General features: G+C 68.2%; 16 protein-coding genes and 1 pseudogene. 1 reads left to right on the top strand and 16 read right to left on the bottom strand.

The window, feature by feature from the left end:
• Nucleotide 1 precedes the first annotated feature (1 nt).
• The 8 genes from rpsC to rpsJ are packed head-to-tail and all read right to left on the bottom strand — an operon-like array spanning nt 2 to nt 4,440.
• Nucleotides 2-823: a 30S ribosomal protein S3 gene (rpsC, locus tag ABD932_RS24140; protein WP_003998826.1), complete on the bottom strand. Its 822-nt coding sequence runs from the start codon at nt 821-823 to the stop codon at nt 2-4.
• A complete protein-coding gene (gene rplV, locus ABD932_RS24135) occupies nt 823-1,170 on the bottom strand; it encodes a 50S ribosomal protein L22 (RefSeq protein ID WP_004571827.1) in 348 nt (115 codons plus the stop codon). Before rplV ends, rpsC begins: the two co-directional genes overlap by 1 nt.
• 44 nt (nt 1,171-1,214) lie before the next feature.
• Nucleotides 1,215-1,496 (bottom strand): 30S ribosomal protein S19, encoded by a 282-nt coding sequence (gene rpsS / locus ABD932_RS24130; RefSeq protein WP_093905264.1) that lies wholly within the window; start codon nt 1,494-1,496, stop codon nt 1,215-1,217.
• A gap of 12 nt (nt 1,497-1,508) precedes the next feature.
• Entirely contained in the window at nt 1,509-2,345 is an 837-nt protein-coding gene (gene rplB, locus ABD932_RS24125) for a 50S ribosomal protein L2 (RefSeq protein ID WP_059192905.1), read from the bottom strand.
• A 40-nt stretch (nt 2,346-2,385) separates the two neighbouring features.
• Nucleotides 2,386-2,805, bottom strand: coding sequence for a 50S ribosomal protein L23 (gene rplW, locus ABD932_RS24120; protein WP_093905265.1), 420 nt, complete (start codon nt 2,803-2,805; stop codon nt 2,386-2,388).
• Nucleotides 2,805-3,461: a 50S ribosomal protein L4 gene (rplD, locus tag ABD932_RS24115; protein WP_126394269.1), complete on the bottom strand. Its 657-nt coding sequence runs from the start codon at nt 3,459-3,461 to the stop codon at nt 2,805-2,807. Before rplD ends, rplW begins: the two co-directional genes overlap by 1 nt.
• 8 nt (nt 3,462-3,469) lie before the next feature.
• Nucleotides 3,470-4,114, bottom strand: a complete 645-nt coding sequence (rplC, locus tag ABD932_RS24110; protein WP_007384065.1) for a 50S ribosomal protein L3 — start codon at nt 4,112-4,114, stop codon at nt 3,470-3,472.
• 17 nt (nt 4,115-4,131) lie between these two features.
• On the bottom strand, nt 4,132-4,440 hold the full coding sequence (gene rpsJ / locus ABD932_RS24105; protein WP_003948644.1) for a 30S ribosomal protein S10: 309 nt from the start codon (nt 4,438-4,440) through the stop codon (nt 4,132-4,134).
• A gap of 550 nt (nt 4,441-4,990) precedes the next feature.
• Between rpsJ and ABD932_RS24100 the strand changes: the two genes are divergently transcribed.
• On the top strand, nt 4,991-5,692 hold the full coding sequence (locus ABD932_RS24100; RefSeq protein WP_345015611.1) for a CDP-alcohol phosphatidyltransferase family protein: 702 nt from the start codon (nt 4,991-4,993) through the stop codon (nt 5,690-5,692).
• On the opposite strand, the pseudogene ABD932_RS24095 reads toward ABD932_RS24100, so the two are convergent.
• From ABD932_RS24095 to ABD932_RS24060, 8 genes and pseudogenes are all read right to left on the bottom strand, one after another.
• Nucleotides 5,684-6,133: pseudogene (locus ABD932_RS24095) on the bottom strand (FAD synthase family protein); the annotation flags it as partial. The gene ABD932_RS24100 and the pseudogene ABD932_RS24095 overlap by 9 nt on opposite strands.
• Nucleotides 6,133-7,662: a fibronectin type III domain-containing protein gene (locus ABD932_RS24090; protein ID WP_345015610.1), complete on the bottom strand. Its 1,530-nt coding sequence runs from the start codon at nt 7,660-7,662 to the stop codon at nt 6,133-6,135. The gene ABD932_RS24090 and the pseudogene ABD932_RS24095, both read right to left, overlap by 1 nt.
• 126 nt (nt 7,663-7,788) lie before the next feature.
• Nucleotides 7,789-9,333 (bottom strand): oligosaccharide flippase family protein, encoded by a 1,545-nt coding sequence (locus tag ABD932_RS24085; RefSeq protein ID WP_345015609.1) that lies wholly within the window; start codon nt 9,331-9,333, stop codon nt 7,789-7,791.
• A complete protein-coding gene (locus tag ABD932_RS24080; RefSeq protein WP_345015608.1) occupies nt 9,330-11,006 on the bottom strand; it encodes a hypothetical protein in 1,677 nt (558 codons plus the stop codon). The genes ABD932_RS24085 and ABD932_RS24080 overlap by 4 nt, the downstream gene beginning before the upstream one ends.
• Nucleotides 10,981-12,456: a hypothetical protein gene (locus ABD932_RS24075; protein WP_345015607.1), complete on the bottom strand. Its 1,476-nt coding sequence runs from the start codon at nt 12,454-12,456 to the stop codon at nt 10,981-10,983. Before ABD932_RS24075 ends, ABD932_RS24080 begins: the two co-directional genes overlap by 26 nt.
• 149 nt (nt 12,457-12,605) lie before the next feature.
• Complete coding sequence (locus ABD932_RS24070) at nt 12,606-13,805, bottom strand: glycosyltransferase family 4 protein (RefSeq protein ID WP_345015606.1); 1,200 nt, start codon at nt 13,803-13,805, stop codon at nt 12,606-12,608.
• A gap of 26 nt (nt 13,806-13,831) precedes the next feature.
• Nucleotides 13,832-14,812, bottom strand: coding sequence for an NAD-dependent epimerase/dehydratase family protein (locus ABD932_RS24065; protein ID WP_345015605.1), 981 nt, complete (start codon nt 14,810-14,812; stop codon nt 13,832-13,834).
• A 193-nt stretch (nt 14,813-15,005) separates the two neighbouring features.
• Nucleotides 15,006-15,944, bottom strand: a complete 939-nt coding sequence (locus ABD932_RS24060; protein WP_345015604.1) for a class I SAM-dependent methyltransferase — start codon at nt 15,942-15,944, stop codon at nt 15,006-15,008.
• Nucleotides 15,945-15,963: the final 19 nt, after the last annotated feature.

Below are 15,963 nucleotides of genomic sequence, written 5' to 3'. Positions count from 1 at the left end.
GTCAGGCCTCCGTTCCGGTGCTCTCAGCCGGAGCGGACGCGGGAGCCTCGGCCTTGGGGGCCTCGGCGCCGGCAGCCTGCTGCGGCTTGCGACCGCGCCGCTCGCCACCACGGCCACCACGGGCCGGGCGGTCGGCACCACCACGGGCCGGGCGGTTACCCGCACGGGCCGCAGCGTTCTCGGCGCGGACCTCGGCGATGTTCTTGACATCGCCCTTGTAGATCCAGACCTTCACACCGATGCGGCCGAAGGTCGTCTTGGCCTCGAAGAAGCCGTAGTCCACGTTCGCGCGGAGCGTGTGCAGGGGCACGCGGCCCTCGCGGTAGAACTCCGAGCGGGACATCTCGGCGCCACCGAGGCGGCCACCGCACTGGATCTTGATGCCCTTGGCGCCGGCCTTCATGGCGGACTGCATGCTCTTGCGCATGGCCCGACGGAAGGAGACGCGGGAGGAGAGCTGCTCGGCAACGGCCTGGGCAACCAGCTGAGCGTCGGTCTCGGGGTTCTTGACCTCGAGGATGTTCAGCTGGACCTGCTTGCCCGTGAGCTTCTCGAGGTCACCGCGGATGCGGTCGGCCTCGGCGCCACGGCGGCCGATGACGATGCCCGGACGAGCGGTGTGGATGTCCACCCGCACGCGGTCACGGGTGCGCTCGATCTCAACCTTCGAGATACCGGCGCGCTCCATGCCGGACGTCATCATCCGACGGATGGCGACGTCTTCCTTGACGTAGTCCTTGTACAGCTTGTCGGCGTACCAACGCGACTTGAAGTCGGTCGTGACACCGAGCCGGAACCCATGCGGGTTTACCTTCTGGCCCATTACCGGGTTCCTTCCTTGCTGCTGACGACCACGGTGATGTGGCTGGTCCGCTTGCGGATCCGGTAGGCACGGCCCTGGGCACGCGGACGGAACCGCTTCAGGGTCGGGCCCTCGTCGACGTACGCCTCGCTGATGACCAGCGAGGAGGCGTCCGTGTGGTCGTAGTTGTGCGCGGCGTTGGCAATGGCGCTGTCGAGCACCTTGCCGACCGGCACGGAGGCTGCCTGCGGAGCGAATCGCAGAACAGCCTGAGCCTCCGTGGCATCCATGCCACGGATAAGGTCCACCACGCGGCGGGCCTTCATGGGCGTAACGCGGATGTACCGCGCCTGGGCCCTGGCTTCCATGGTTGTCCCTCTCAGTTACTTACGTGTCTGAATGCGATCCGCTACTAGCGGCGCTTCGACTTCCGGTCGTCCTTGACGTGGCCCCGGAAGGTGCGCGTCGGCGAGAACTCGCCGAGCTTGTGGCCGACCATCGACTCGGTGACGAACACCGGGATGTGGGTCTTGCCGTTGTGCACCGCGAGCGTGTGGCCGAGCATGGCCGGCACGATCATGGAGCGACGGGACCAGGTCTTGATGACGTTCTTGGTGCCGGCTTCGTTCTGAGCATCCACCTTCTTGGCGAGGTGCTCGTCGACGAAGGGCCCCTTCTTGAGACTGCGCGGCATCTAAACCCGCTCCTAGCGCTTCTTGTTCGTCTTGCGGCGGCGGACGATGTACTTGTTCGAAGCCTTCTTCGGCGAACGAGTACGACCCTCCTTCTGACCCCACGGGGAGACCGGGTGGCGACCACCGGAGGTCTTGCCCTCACCACCACCGTGCGGGTGGTCAACCGGGTTCATCGCCACACCGCGAACGGTCGGGCGCACGCCCAGCCAGCGCTTGCGGCCGGCCTTGCCCCAGTTGATGTTGCTCTGCTCGGCGTTGCCGACCTCGCCGACGGTGGCGCGGCAGCGCACGTCGACCAGGCGGATCTCACCGGACGGCATGCGGAGGTGGGCCATCTGGCCCTCCTTCGCGAGCAGCTGCACGGAGGCACCGGCGGAGCGGGCGAACTTGGCACCGCCACCGGGACGGAGCTCGATCGCGTGGATCGTGGTACCGACCGGGATGTTGCGGAGCGCCAGGTTGTTGCCCGGCTTGATGTCGGCCCCGGGACCGTTCTCGACGCGGTCACCCTGCTGCAGGTTGCGCGGGGCGAGGATGTAGCGCTTCTCGCCGTCGGCGTAGTGCAGCAGCGCGATGCGCGCGGTGCGGTTGGGGTCGTACTCGATGTGCGCGACCTTCGCCGGCACGCCGTCCTTGTCGTGACGACGGAAGTCGATCACTCGGTAGGCGCGCTTGTGTCCGCCACCCTGGTGGCGAACGGTCACACGACCGGCGTTGTTACGGCCGCCCTTGCTGTGCAGGGGGCGGACCAGCGACTTCTCCGGCGTGGACCGCGTGACCTCGACGAAGTCGGCGACGCTGGAACCACGACGGCCCGGCGTAGTCGGCTTGTACTTGCGGATTCCCATTTCTCAGTCCTCGTCCGATATCGGACGATCCGGACCGCCCTTAGGCGGTCGGACCGCCGAAGATGTCGATACGGTCGCCCTCGGCGAGGGTCACGATCGCGCGCTTGGTCGCCGCACGCTGGCCGAAGCCGGTGCGGGTCCGCTTGCGCTTGCCCTGGCGGTTGATCGTGTTGACCCCGGTGACCTTGACCGAGAAGACCGCCTGGACGGCCTGCTTGATCTGGGTCTTGTTGGCGTTCGGGTCGACGATGAACGTGTACTTGTTCTCGTCCAGGAGCGCGTAGCTCTTCTCCGACACGACCGGCTTCAGCAGCACGTCACGGGGGTCCGTGTACGCCTTGCTGGCCGGGGTGACGACGGTGTTCTTGCCCTCTGCGGCGTGGCGACGCGCCTTGGCGACGCGCGCGGCCTTGGCGGCCTTCGCAGCCTTGGAGGCAATGCTCGGGTGACGCGTAGCCATCAGGCCTCGCTCCCTTCGGTGTCAGCGGCCTTGGGGCCAGACACGAAGGACTCGAACGCGGCCTGGGTGAAGACCACGTCGTCCGAGACGAGAACGTCGTACGTGTTCAGCTGGCCCGGCTCCAGGATGTGGACCTGGGGCAGGTTGCGGGCGGACAGCCACGCGGCCTCGTCGGCACGCTCGACGACCAGGAGCAGGTTCTTGCGCTCCGAGATCTTGCCGAACAGCGACTTGGCGGCCTTCGTGGACGGGGTCTCGCCCTCGATGACGCCGGAGACGACGTGGATGCGGTTGTTGCGGGCCCGGTCGGTGAGGGCGTGGCGCAGGGCCGCGGCCTTCATCTTCTTCGGGGTCCGCTGCGAGTAGTCACGCGGCACGGGACCGTGCACGACGCCACCACCGGCGAACTGCGGCGCGCGGGTCGAGCCCTGACGGGCGCGACCGGTGCCCTTCTGGCGGTAAGGCTTCTTGCCACCACCACGGACCTCGCCACGCGTCTTGGTCTTGTGCGTGCCCTGGCGGGCAGCGGCCAGCTGTGCGACGACGACCTGGTGAAGCAGCGGAACGCTGATCTTCTCTACGTCGAAGATCTCCGCGGGGAGCTCGACGGAACCGGCCTTGTCGCCCGCCGGCGAAAGGATGTCAACAGTGCTCATCGGTTACCTCAGGCCCCCTTGGCCGCGGTGCGGACCAGGACGAGGCCGCCGTTCGGACCGGGAACCGCGCCCTTGATGAGCAGCAGACCCTTCTCCGCGTCAACGGCGTGGACGGTCAGGTTCTGGGTGGTGACCCGCTCGTTGCCCATACGACCCGCCATGCGGAGGCCCTTGAACACACGGCCCGGGGTGGCGCAGCCACCGATGGAACCGGGAGAGCGGTGCTTGCGCTGGGTGCCGTGACCGGCGCCGAGGCCCTTGAAGTTGTGACGCTTCATGACACCGGCGAAGCCCTTGCCCTTGCTCTTGCCGGTCACGTCGACCTTGATGCCGGCCTCGAACACCTCGGCGGTGATCTCCTGGCCGAGGGTGTACTCGCTGGCGTCAGCGGTACGGATCTCGACGAGGTGGCGGCGGGGAGTGACGTCGGCCTTGGCGAAGTGGCCCTTGAGGGGCTTGTTCACCTTGCGCGGGTCGATCTCGCCGAACGCGATCTGGACGGACTCGTAGCCGTCGGCGTCGTTCGTACGGACCTGGGTGACGACGTTGGGGCCGGCCTTGACGACGGTGACCGGAACAACACGGTTGTTCTCGTCCCACACCTGCGTCATGCCGAGCTTCTCGCCCAGGATGCCCTTGATCTGCTTAGCCATTCTCAGATCACCGACCCTCAGAGCTTGATCTCGATGTCGACACCGGCCGGGAGGTCGAGTCGCATCAGAGAGTCAACGGTCTTGGGCGTCGGGTCGAGGATGTCGATCAGGCGCTTGTGCGTGCGCATCTCGAAGTGCTCGCGCGAGTCCTTGTACTTGTGCGGCGACTTGATGACGCAGTACACGTTCTTCTCAGTGGGCAGCGGCACCGGGCCCGCGACCGACGCACCAGTGCGGGTCACCGTCTCGACGATCTTCTTCGCCGAGGAGTCGATGACCTCGTGGTCGTAGGCCTTGAGCCGGATGCGGATCTTCTGTCCCGCCATGGCTACTCCGTAGTCCTGTCTCTCTTACGCTCTGGAACCCGGTGTTCCCTTGATGTCCGCCGACCCACGCGGTCGGGCGTGTCGCGCTCCCGCTGACACAGATGCCCCTTGTTCGAGCATCCCTTGCCTGGGAACACGGCCCTTCCGGAACCGCAAGCCGGGGGCGGAAGGCCCACCGGGTGCCTGGCCGGTGCTGCGCTGACACTTCCCGGAAGATTCCCGTACGTCCGCCCCAGCGCTGCCTTACGGCAGTTAGGGCGACGAGTACTGTGGGACTCGCTTCCAGTCCTCCCGGCGGGAGGCGCGCAGCATCAACACTCGACCGAGCAACCCCGCTAGTCTGCCATACGGGGCAGGGGGCTGGCCAATCGAGCCGGAGAGGATACCCCGGGAGTGACGCAGGTCAAACGCGGGCCCTCCGCGCGCCCCCGTCCACCCGCTCCGCCCACCGCTCTTCGGTCGACCGCACGGAAGCCCTCAATGATCAGCACAGGCACCCCCGCATGCGACAATTACCGATATTCTACGCTCTGCACATAAAGAGGACGGAATGTCGGAAATCTTCGACGTGTACAGGCACCTGTCGGCAGCCCAGAAGTCCTCCAAGGGGGTCTCCCTCTACACCCGATTCGTCAATCGACCGGCCGGCCGCATGCTGGCGGCGATGGCCTATCGCAGCGAGATCACCCCGAACCAGGTGACCGTCCTCGGCGCCTGCTTCACCTTCCCGGCGTTGGCGGCCGTGGCGCTGTTGCCGCCCTCGCCGGTGATGGCGGTCATGGTGTTCGCGGCACTGGCGCTGGGCTTCGCCCTCGACGCGGCGGACGGACAGCTGGCACGCAGCCGGAGCACGGAGAGCGCCCGGGGCGAGTGGCTGGACCACGTTGTCGACACCGTCAAGATCATGGGCGTTCACATGGCGGTGCTGGTGTCGTTCTACCGCTTCTTCGACCTGTCCGGCGACGCCTTCCTCGTCGTGCCCATGGCCTTCCAGCTGGCGGCCGTCGTCATCCTCTTCGGCGGGATCCTGACCGAGAAGCTGAAGCGGCAGACGGGAAGAGTGGCCGCGCCGGCGCCGCCCTCGACGCTGCGGGCCGTGGTCCTTCTTCCCGTCGACTACGGCATGGTCTGTGTCAGCTTCCTATTCCTGGCTGATCAGGACCTCTTTCTCGGCGTCTACTGCGCCTTGCTCGTAGCCCACGTCCTGTTCGCGGGCGCCTTCCTTGTGAAGTGGTTCCGGGAACTGACCTGATGGCGGACCGGGGCGGTTCGCCAAGGTCAGGAGGTCGAGGGCGCGGCGTAGCAGAGTGCTCGAGGTTTGGGCGGTGTAGGGGAAGTAGAGGACGTCCACACCGACCTTCGCGAATTCCGTCTCGAGGGATTTCCAGACGTCGGTTCCGAGCCAGTCGTCACCTTTGAAGATGACGTCGAAACCGACCTCCTTCCAGATCTCGATCTTGTCGCTCACCGTCGCCACATAGATCTCGTCGACGTAGCGAATGCTGCGGACGATCTCCATTCGCTCGGAGAGCGGTACGACGGGGGGCCTGCCCTTCAGGTGCACGACCAGATCGTCGCAGCAGACACCCGCGACGAGTCGGTCGCAGTGCTCCCGGGCCCGGCGCAGGATGTTGAGATGGCCCACGTGGAAGAGGTCGAAGACGCCCGGCGCGTAACCGAGACGTTCTCCCATCACTGCCCCCCGGCGGCAGCGGTCACATTGAGCCGTTCCGACCTGGGCGAGGTGTTCCTGCCGTCGGTGACGGCGATCCGGTAGGTGTGGCGAGAGCCGGGTGCGACGGAGTCCGTGTACGTCATGTCGGGGCGGTTCCACCAGACGGAGCGCTGCTTCGGCGAGGCCACGAGGACGCCGTCACGGTAGATCCGGTACGTCAGCTCCGCGTCGTCCCGGTCCCAGGCGGTGCGCCAGCCGAGCGTGACCTTGCCGGCCTTGTTCTCCTTGACCGTGAGCGTGGGAGCCGCTTCGGGGGTTCCGGTGTCGGGGGCGGCCGCGAAGCGGGTCAGGCTCTGCTGCGGCTTTTCGTTGACGGTGGTGAATTCCCCACCGGCCCAAAGGATCTCGCCGGCCACTTCCAGTACTCGGGGCCCCTGCCCCTCACCGGTTCCTCCGTTCGTGTCGGGGAACCAGTGCTGGATGTGCATGTCCCGGGCCGACTGGGCCAGCAGGTGCTGCCGGTTTCCGCCCTCGTGCTCGGGGAAACCCCCGGGGGTGGCGTCGCAGTCGTGGGCGTGGGATCCGCTGTAGACGACGCCCTTGTGCACGGCGACGGCCTGGGTGGCGCCCCGGCAGTTGTCCTTCCACAGCATCGCGTTGTCGGACAGACGTCCGGCGATACGGCCATCGAAGACGCCGGTTCCCCTGCCCTCCGCCGCCACGTAGAAGTTGTTCTCGTCGCGTGTCAGTGCCTTCACCACCGATCTGGCCGGCAGCCACAGCGGGAATTCTGACAGCGTCGCGCCGGTCGAAGGATGCAGAGCGACCAGGGCGTGGATCAGGTTGTCGTTCACCTCGACGAAGTCACCGCCGACCAGGATCTTCCCGTGCTCGGGTGCGGCCACGATGGCCCGGACCGGCAGGTCGATGTCCGCGTCGAACGGCAGGAGCGAGCCGTCGGGCCTGACCGCGGCGATGCTGTTCCTGGTCTGGTTGTTGACCAGCGTGAAGTCTCCACCCAGGTAGACCGCGGAGTCCGTGGTCTCGATGGCCCGGACGGTCGCCGAGGCGATCGGACGGAACTCCTTGCGCAGCGAGCAGTCGGCCGTGTTGATGGCGGCCGTGCTGCCCAAGCCGGTCTCGTCGACCTTGCCGAACGAGCCGCCGACGTAGAGCACCTTGCCGTCTCGCGACGCCTTCAGCGCCCGTACGGTGTTCTCGCCCCCCGTGAACGAGTGGGCGCAGGGCAGCAGCGCGCCGGTGGCGGCGTCGAACGCGGCGAAGTTCGTGCGAGGGACCTCCTTCTCGCCGGGCTTCGCGCCAGGGGGGCGGACCTTGCTGAAGCTGCCGCCGACATACACGACACCGCGTGCGTACTCGAGCGACCAGACGATGCCGTCCGTCTGCCAGGTCGGCAAGGGATCGGCGGTCATGGTCTTCTCGCCGTCGGCTGCCGACGCACCGGCGGACAGGAGCGACGTGGCCGCGAGGAAGACCGCCGTGGAAGCCGCGGTGCCGATCCTCGTCCTGCGATTTCTGAGGTGCATGAGCTGTCCCGGAGATGAGGGATACGGAGGGTGGATTACCGGGTGGAGGGAGGAATTTCGGGGTGAGAGGGCGGAATTACAGGGTGCGGAGGGTTGAATTGCAGGGAATTCGGTCTTCCGGCGGTTTTACGAGGCGCGCTCACGGAGCACGCCGACCAGTTCACTCAGCCCCAACGCGGCTCGAAAACGGGACAAACTTATACTGAAAACAGACATTCCCAGGGCGATTCCGACGGCGAGTCCGACCGCCGTGTCGCCCGCCAGCAGCCTGACGGGAAGCACGAGAGCCCCCGTGAGGCAGAGACCGGCGACGGCGGCGGTGAGGTACCCGCGGTCGACGATCGTGAAGCCCGGATGGCGTCGCACCAGGACGGCGGAGACGAGGTTCTCCACGACGATCGCCGCTCCCCAGGACAGGGCGGCTCCCAGGACCCCCCACCGGGGCACGGTGAGGATGCCGACGGCCAGCTGCACCGCGAACGCGGCGCCGGTGACCACGAGATGCCATGAGCTGCGGCCCGCCATGAGCAGCACCGTCTGCGCGTTGCCCACGCCGACGTTGATCGCCGAGGCCGCACAGAGCACCACCAGGGCAACCGCCCCCTGCTCGAACTCCGGGCCGAACAACGAGAGCACCGTCTTGGGGAAGCTCGTGAGGAGCACGAGCAGGGGCCAGGAGAACAACACGATCCAGCGCGTCGAGATGCGATGGAGGTGGCAGGCCTGTGCGATCTCGTCCACGGCGAGCAGCCGGCTGATCTCCGGAGCGACGGCCAGCCGGATGGCGAGCTGGAGCAGAGTCGCCGCGACGATGACGCGGCCGACGGCCGTGTAGATGCCCGCCTCTTCACTCGTGGCCAGGGACGACAGCAGGACGACACCCACCCATACGGCGCTGATGTCGAACACGGAGGAGATCGCCCGAGGTGCCGCGAACGCCCAGAATCCCCGGCGGGCAGCGGCCACTTCGGGTCCGGTCGGAGGTCTGCGGTGCGTACGGTGGCACCGGCGCAGCGCGAACCAGGTGGCGACGGCGCCGGCCATGGAGGGGATGAGCCAGGCGGATGCCAGGCTCAGCACGCTCGGAGTCAGGAACGCGACCGGCACGGCGATCAGCACGCGCAGGACCGGTTTGCCGACCTGCTCGACGCCCACGAACGGCACCACCGTGCCGTAGCCCTGAGTGGCGCCCAGCAGGATCAGGGACACCGTGGCCAGGGGGAGGAACAGCGCGAAGAGCCGGACCAGGGTGACCGCGTCCTGCGGTGCGAGGTTCGGCAGCAGCGAAGTGGCGGTCGACGGCGACAGGAACAGCAGCGCCGCGGCCGCCGTGCTCGCCGCGGCTCCCGGTACGACGGCACTGCGCACCAGGGCGCTCACCTGGTGGCCGCCGCCGGTGGCCACGTCGCGGGACACGAAGCGCACCAGCCCTGTGTCGGCACCGAGCTTGCAGGTGTTGCTGAGGATGGTGAAGACGGCGACGCCCGTGAACACGGCCCCCGATCCGTGCGCGCCGAGGGCACGCGTGACCAGGGCGACCAGGAGGTACCCGAACGTGGCGTTGACCACCGCACCGAGGAAGCCCCACCACCCGCCTCGCGCGGTGGCGGCGACGCCGCACCGGGCGGCCGTCCCTACGGTGGCGGGAACAACCGTTCCGGCGGCGCTCATCGCGAGGCGGTGAGCGTGTCGTCCTGCGTGGAGGCGTCCTGCTGCGACGGGGCGAGCTTCTCCTCCTGTGGTCCGCCGTCGGCCTGATGCGGCGGTGCGGGCCGGTCCCCGGCCCCGGCGGCGGGCGCGGCCGATGCCCTGAACCGGCGCAGCTCTGTCAGCAGACGGGCTTGGCCGGCGTCCAGGGCTCGGCGCAGTCGGCTCCGCGGTGTGCCGGTGTCGAGCACCGCGCCCACGATGTGTCCGCCCGAGCAGCTGATCAGATCGCGCACCTGCTTGAGGTCGTCGCGCCTGGTGCGGTCCAGGCCGCCGACCACGAGGACGCCGTCCACGCGCTGGGCGACCGCCAGCCCGTCGGTGTGCTCGAGCAGGGGCCGAGTGACGACGAGGGCCGACCTTCCGGAGTCGGTGTCCGGCAGTGCGCGCGTCACCGCGGAGGGCGCCAGGGCTTCGTCGGTCGTGGTGCCGCCGCTGCGGTACGGGAAGAGCGTGAATCGCCCGGCCGTGCCCGCGTCGACGACGACCCGGCCCTCGGGGCTCCCGGCCGTCTCGGCGTCGGCATCGGGACCGCCGGCCACTGTCCGCAGACGTGCCGAGAGGCCCGGACTGCCGGCCGTCGCATCCACCAGCAGTACGTCCTCACCGGCCTCGGCGAACGCGGCGGCGAGGTTCACCGCGGCGGCCTCGGCGGCCCGGTCCTGCTTCGGTGCCACGACCAGGAGGGTTCCCCTGGCCGTGCGGTTCTCGTCGTGCCGGAGCCGGAAGGCGAGAGCCCGGTAGGCCTCCGCGAGGCTGCCGCCGACCCGGCCGACCTGCACCAGTTCGCCGTCCGGGTCGGATGGCGGGAGGAGGCCCAGCACCGGAGCGCCGAGGGCTCCTCGGACATCGCCGATCGAGCGTGCCCGCGGTTCGAGTGCGGCGCACAGCCAGGCGAGGAAGGTGCCGAGGACCAGGCCACCCACCAGGCCGATACCGATGAGCGCGGCGGGGCCCGGTCCCGAGGGCCGGTCCGGCGGTTCGGCCCTGCGCACCACCTCGCCCGCGGTGGTGTCGTAGGTTCTGATGTCCGAGATCCGCTTGTGCAGTGCGCTGGTCTGGTCCCGCAGACCGGCGGCCGCGGCCTCGTCGCCCTTGGCGGTCTTCCGCTTCGCCAGCACGGCGATCTGCTGCTCCAGCCCACCGGTCATCCGCTTGACCATGGCATGGATCCTGGCCTCGCGATCGGCGAGGTAGGCGGCGGCGAACGCGTTGGTCACCCGGGCCGCCCGCTTCGCGGAGCCCGCCGTGTACTCGAACCTGAGGACCTGGGAGTCCGGCGGGCTCGCGACCCGCAGGTCCGCCGGCAACGCGTCGGCACGGGACGGTTGCCCCAGCGCCCTCGCCGCACGGGCCGCGACGGTGTTGCTGAGCGCGATCCGCCGCTCGGTGCCCATGGTCACCTGGTTGTCGATGGTCACACCGAAGGCGTTGATCGGGTCAGCGGTCGAACGGATGCGTACTTCCGCCGTCGCCGTGTAGGTCCCTGCGCGGAACAGCACCAGCGCCAGTCCGCCGAGCAGTCCCAGGACGATGCCCAGTGCGATGATCGCGCGGTACCTCAGCAGGCGACGCAACTGGTCGCGTAGCTGGTCCGGTTCGTCGTAACGGTCATCCGGGCTGGTGAGAGTGGTCACGGATACCTCCTTTTCCAGGAATCGGCACATGGCCCGGGATCGGGGGCGGCAGCGCCGGTGAAGGGACCCGGGGCGACCGGGCGGAGCGGGTAGTGATCAACAAAGGGACGACCAGGACCAGCACCAGTGGTCCCACGATGGCGATGAGGCTGCCGCGCAACAGGATGAGCTGGTAGAAGGCGAAGGCCGGGACCAGCAGAACCGCCAACGTGGACCGGCTGTCCCGCAGCCGTTCCCGGATGTCGTCCATGCGACGTGAGGCCACGCCCAGCAGCAGGAAGACGACGACCACACAGGGGGCGCCCGCCCACAGGAAGCCCTCGATCCACAGCGGTGCCGAAAGGTTCTTGAAGTCGTATCCCGCGTAGTCGGCGAATTCGGCACCGGTGGCCTGCGGTTTGTCGGGCCACGCGGAGCGCGGGACCATGAACAGGGGCACACCCAGCGCGGACGACGGTGAGAAGCCGTTCTCCTCCACGTAGTCGACGCCTGTCTGCATCTGCTGATAGGAGTCGTAGTCCATGCCCGTGGTGAGCTGTTCGGACAGGGGCACCACGTGGACGGTTTCGCGTTGGTCGTAACGGAAGTAGTCGCTGTACGGGAAGACGAGCAGCACCACGGCCGCGAGCGCGGCGGCGGTGACACGGAAGACCCGCGGGCTGTCGAACCGGCGCCAGGAGAACAGCAGGGTCAGAAGGACGGTTCCGGCCCAGAAGCGCGGCCTGCTGATGGGGTTGTTGACGACGACGTTCAGCGCGAGCATGAGCGGCAGGAGCATCCAGCGGACCTTGCGCAACCACCGGTCCCCCCTTTTCAACAGGGGCAGGTGCAGCAGGCCCAACAGCCCCCAGAAGGCGGGGACGGCGACCGCCCAGATGCTCATCGCCCGCGCCGTCTCCGAGGCGGCGCCCGTCTGTCGTACGGCCTGTCTGCTCGTGAAGAAGGCGGCCCACCCGCCTTGCTGGGGAATCAGCGCGATCGCGAACACGAGCGCGAGGCCGCACAGCAGGAGCACGGGCACCGGAGTGAGCCTGCGGGACAGCAGCGGTTCGAGAACGACCGGCCTGGTGCTGCGGGGTCTGGCGGCGAGTGCCACCCCGCCGCTGTAGGCGATGAGTCCGAGTTCGATCAGCGCGGAGGCGGCGAACGCCGTGGCTTCGCCGGTCCGGAAGGAGAGGGGGTAGGTGTCGGTGGCGAGCATGGCGAAGGGCGCGAGGCCGAGCCACACGTAGGTGAACAGCCAGAAGCCGAGTGCCATGAGCCGCACCGACGTGGCGGTGAGCACCCGGGCGAGCGCCGCACCGGAATGTGCCAGGACGGCACACTGCACCGCGAGTGCCGCCCCGAACCGCGGGTGGGCGGACAGCAGGATCATCCCCGGCAGCAGGGCGATGAGTACGACGGCCCAGCAGCATACGGCGGCCAGACTGCGTTCTTGACTGCCCCGCATTGCACCCCTCGTTGAGTGAGCAAATGGAATGGACCCGAGTCGATTGGCTTTGCAGCCCACACACCTGATTCACCGGGCGAGCCGGTTGGGGTGTCCTGACGGAGCAATTTCCGAATGAACTCGCGCGGCGACGCCGGCGCGTCTTTCAATCAGGCACCAGCACCACTCACCGCCCGCAGAATCTCCTCGAATCGCGAGGCGCAGCCGTCGAGGGCGAACTCCCGCTCGGCCAGCGTCCGGCTCTCCTTGCCCAGCGACTCGGCGTGCACCGGGTCGGCGAGGACCTCGCGGACCCACGTGGCCGCGCCGTCCAGCGAGGACTCCTCCGGCGGGAAAACCGCCGAGCCGGCCTCACGGAGCAGCTTCGCCGCCAGGTTGTCCGCCGGCATCAGGCCCAGCACGGGGCGCCCGGCGCACAGATAGGACAGTGTCTTGGACGGGACCGAGAACTCCCCGGCGTCCGGTGCCAGGAGCACGACGAGCACGTCGCCCGTGCCCAGCACCTCGGGCAGCCGCTCATAGGGCTGGAAGGGCAACAGGGTCACGTCGATGCCGGCCGCGGCGGCGCCCTCCTCGATGACCGGGACGGCCGGGCCCTCGTTGATGACGACGAGCCGGACCTGTTCGCCCTGCGCCCGCAGCCGGTCGGCCAACTGCACGAGCAGGGCGGGGTTGTGCTTGAGACCGAGGGTGCCCGAGTACAGCAGGGTCCTGACCCCGGTGAGCCCGTGCTCGTCCGACCACGCGTTGGCGCGGGCCGCGGGGCGGATCTCGTCCAGCGGCGCCCAGTTGGGGATGACGGTGACCTTGTCGGCGGTGCCCCATTCCCGGTGGACCCGCACGAAGGAGTCGGCGATCACCACGATCGCCGAGGCGCGTCGCGCCGACCACTTCTCGCCCTGCTCGAAGACCCTGGCGGCGACACCCATCAGCTTGGAGACGCCGGCGGCGGCGAAGCTCCTGAGCGCGATGGCGGTGACGTCCTGATGCCACAGCACCCACGGGATGCGCAGCGCCTTCAGCGCCGCCGCGGCCACGACCAGGGTGGGGATCGGCAGGTTCCCGAGCATCGCCACGTCCGGCTTCTCGCGCCGCACCTGCCGGGCCAGCTCGAAGCCCAGCCGGGTTTCCTGGAAGAGGCGGTTGACGTAGGCGTCCTTCTTCAGCACGGTGTCGTCGCCGATGGTGAGGAAGCGAAGCCCGTCGGACTCCTCCTCGGCCAGGTTGCCCTTCCCGGAGATGTAGGCCACGCACGTCGAATGGACGACCTGGTGGCCGCGGTGCGCGAGTTCACGGCTGAGCTGGGCCTGGAACGGGTGGCCGCTGTAGTCGTGGACGAGGATCCTCATCGGCTGCCCTCCCGGCCGGTCGCGGATCAGGAGCGAGCGAGCTTCACCTGGTCGTAGATCCAGCCGTAGGTCTTCTCCAGACCCTCGGCCAGCGCGATCGACGGTTCCCAGCCGTAGAGCTCCCGGATCAGCGTGTTGTCGGAGTTACGGCCGCGCACTCCCTGCGGCGCGTCCAGGAGGTACTCGCGCTCGCAGCGGACGCCCGCGATCTCCTCGACGATGTCGACCAGTTGGTTGACGGAGACCAGCTCGGAGGAGCCGAGGTTGACCGGGACGCTGCTGGGTCCATTCATGATCATCTGGGTGCCGTGCAGACAGTCGTCGATGTACATGAAGGAACGCGTCTGCTGACCGTCGCCCCAGATCTCGATCCTGTGGTCACCGGAGATGACGGCCTCGGCGACCTTGCGGCACACGGCCGCGGGGGCCTTCTCGCGCCCTCCGGTCCAGGTGCCCTCGGGGCCGTACACGTTGTGGTAGCGGGCGACGCGGCAGGTGGACCCGAAGTCCTCCTCGAAGTGGCGGCACATGCGCTCGGAGAAGAGCTTCTCCCAGCCGTAGCCGTCCTCGGGCTGCGCCGGGTAGGCGTCCGACTCCTTCAGCGCGGTGACACTCGGGTCCGTCTGCTTGCCCGCGGCGTAGACACAGGCGGAGGAGGAGTAGAAGTAGCGCTCCACGCCGGCCTCGTGCGCGGCCTGGAGCATGTGGGTGCTGGTCAGCACCGACATCATGCAGGCGGCCTTGTTGTTCTCGATGAAGCCCATGCCGCCCATGTCGGCGGCCAGCATGTACACCTGGCCGGCGTTGCGTACGGCCGCGCGGGCGTTCGCCAGGAGCGACAGGTCGGCGACGATGTTCTCTGCGGCGTGGTGCAGTTGCTGCCACTCGTCGTGCGGCTTGATGTCGACGCACCGCACCTTCAGCCCCTTGGACAGCAGGTCTGCCGCGAGGTGACCGCCGATGAATCCGCCGCCTCCGGCAACAACGACGTCCACCTGCATGTTCATGGCAGCTCCTCCAGAAACCGGGATCCGGTGCGTGATCGACCGCTCACGTCCCCGCCGAACTCGGCGCCGGCGGGACACAACCGGTAGATTAGGCAGATTTGCTCACATCCGTCCGATATGCCACGCATACCTGGATGCCAAGTCGCCCGATACGCCCGTCTGGAGGCTTGTCAGCGGAAGCGGAGGCGGCTCGTCAGCAGACTTCGAACCACAGCGAGGACGGGAAGTGCCCGTCCCCGGCGAGGAGACCGTCGCGATGGGGCGCCGGCCGATAGTCCGGGTACACCACACGCAGCCCGTCCGGCCGCTCGTAGTGGAGATGGGACATGCACGCGAGGATCCTCGCGTGGTCGTTGTGCGTCAGGAATGCCCGTACGAGCGAGGTCTCCGCCCAGTGCAACACGCTGTCCAGCAGGTCGCACTGGTAGTCGTACGGCAGGTAGATGTCGTGCACATGGACGACGACGCCCGGCGCGAGGCGCGGGAACACCTCGAGAACAAGGAAGTTCACATCCGAACCGGCCTTGACCACGTGGGACGAGTCGACGAACAGGACATCGCCCGCCGTGAGGGAGGTGAACAGCTCCAGATCCACTGCCTGGACCGGCGTGCGCCGAAGGTGTACGCGCGGGTCGGAGGTCAGCCAGTCGCGCGGATACGGTTCGACGCAGGTCACCGTTCCCGGCCGGCCGTCCCGGCCGTTGCGGGCGAGCGCCTCCACCGCGATGTGCGTGGAGACACCGCTGCCGACTTCGAGATACCGGCTCGGGCCCAGTGAGCGCAGAATGCCGTGCAGGGCCTGCGCCTCGATATAGCCGTAGCCGGGTCCGAGCCGGCCCGCCCCCTCGAAGACCGCGCCTCCCCGGTACTCGTCGAGAAACGGCTTGCAGGTTTCCTCGAGCCACGCGATCTGTTCGTCGAGATCGATACGCAGACCGGGGAGCCGGGAAGGAGCCCGCCACAATTCACGGCTGGCTGCGAGACCGCGCAGATCCGGAGCGGAAGAATAGTAGTGGCGCGGAGTCACAAGAATCCCCGCACGAGAGAGAATTCTGTTCGCAACGACCGCCTGGTGCTTGATGATCTGCTTCATCTGCTGCCGAAGACTCAATGCAGTCTGCCCGCTTCCCATGGCCGTCAACGTATCCGAG

Source organism: Streptomyces shaanxiensis (assembly GCF_039537145.1).
GTDB lineage: Bacteria > Actinomycetota > Actinomycetes > Streptomycetales > Streptomycetaceae > Streptomyces > Streptomyces shaanxiensis.
Note: the sequence above shows the minus strand (reverse complement) of the source record. Positions and strands in the feature narration are given on the sequence as shown.

Coding starts and splice junctions, on each gene's coding strand:
- rpsC (WP_003998826.1), bottom strand. CDS start 823: ATGGGCCAGAAGGTAAACCCGCATGGGTTCCGGCTCGGTGTCACGACC.
- rplV (WP_004571827.1), bottom strand. CDS start 1,170: ATGGAAGCCAGGGCCCAGGCGCGGTACATCCGCGTTACGCCCATGAAG.
- rplB (WP_059192905.1), bottom strand. CDS start 2,345: ATGGGAATCCGCAAGTACAAGCCGACTACGCCGGGCCGTCGTGGTTCC.
- ABD932_RS24065 (WP_345015605.1), bottom strand. CDS start 14,812: ATGAACATGCAGGTGGACGTCGTTGTTGCCGGAGGCGGCGGATTCATC.
- ABD932_RS24070 (WP_345015606.1), bottom strand. CDS start 13,805: ATGAGGATCCTCGTCCACGACTACAGCGGCCACCCGTTCCAGGCCCAG.
- rplD (WP_126394269.1), bottom strand. CDS start 3,461: ATGAGCACTGTTGACATCCTTTCGCCGGCGGGCGACAAGGCCGGTTCC.
- ABD932_RS24090 (WP_345015610.1), bottom strand. CDS start 7,662: ATGCACCTCAGAAATCGCAGGACGAGGATCGGCACCGCGGCTTCCACG.
- rplC (WP_007384065.1), bottom strand. CDS start 4,114: ATGGCTAAGCAGATCAAGGGCATCCTGGGCGAGAAGCTCGGCATGACG.
- ABD932_RS24100 (WP_345015611.1), top strand. CDS start 4,991: ATGTCGGAAATCTTCGACGTGTACAGGCACCTGTCGGCAGCCCAGAAG.
- ABD932_RS24075 (WP_345015607.1), bottom strand. CDS start 12,456: ATGCGGGGCAGTCAAGAACGCAGTCTGGCCGCCGTATGCTGCTGGGCC.
- ABD932_RS24060 (WP_345015604.1), bottom strand. CDS start 15,944: ATGGGAAGCGGGCAGACTGCATTGAGTCTTCGGCAGCAGATGAAGCAG.
- rplW (WP_093905265.1), bottom strand. CDS start 2,805: ATGGCTACGCGTCACCCGAGCATTGCCTCCAAGGCTGCGAAGGCCGCC.
- rpsJ (WP_003948644.1), bottom strand. CDS start 4,440: ATGGCGGGACAGAAGATCCGCATCCGGCTCAAGGCCTACGACCACGAG.
- rpsS (WP_093905264.1), bottom strand. CDS start 1,496: ATGCCGCGCAGTCTCAAGAAGGGGCCCTTCGTCGACGAGCACCTCGCC.
- ABD932_RS24085 (WP_345015609.1), bottom strand. CDS start 9,333: ATGAGCGCCGCCGGAACGGTTGTTCCCGCCACCGTAGGGACGGCCGCC.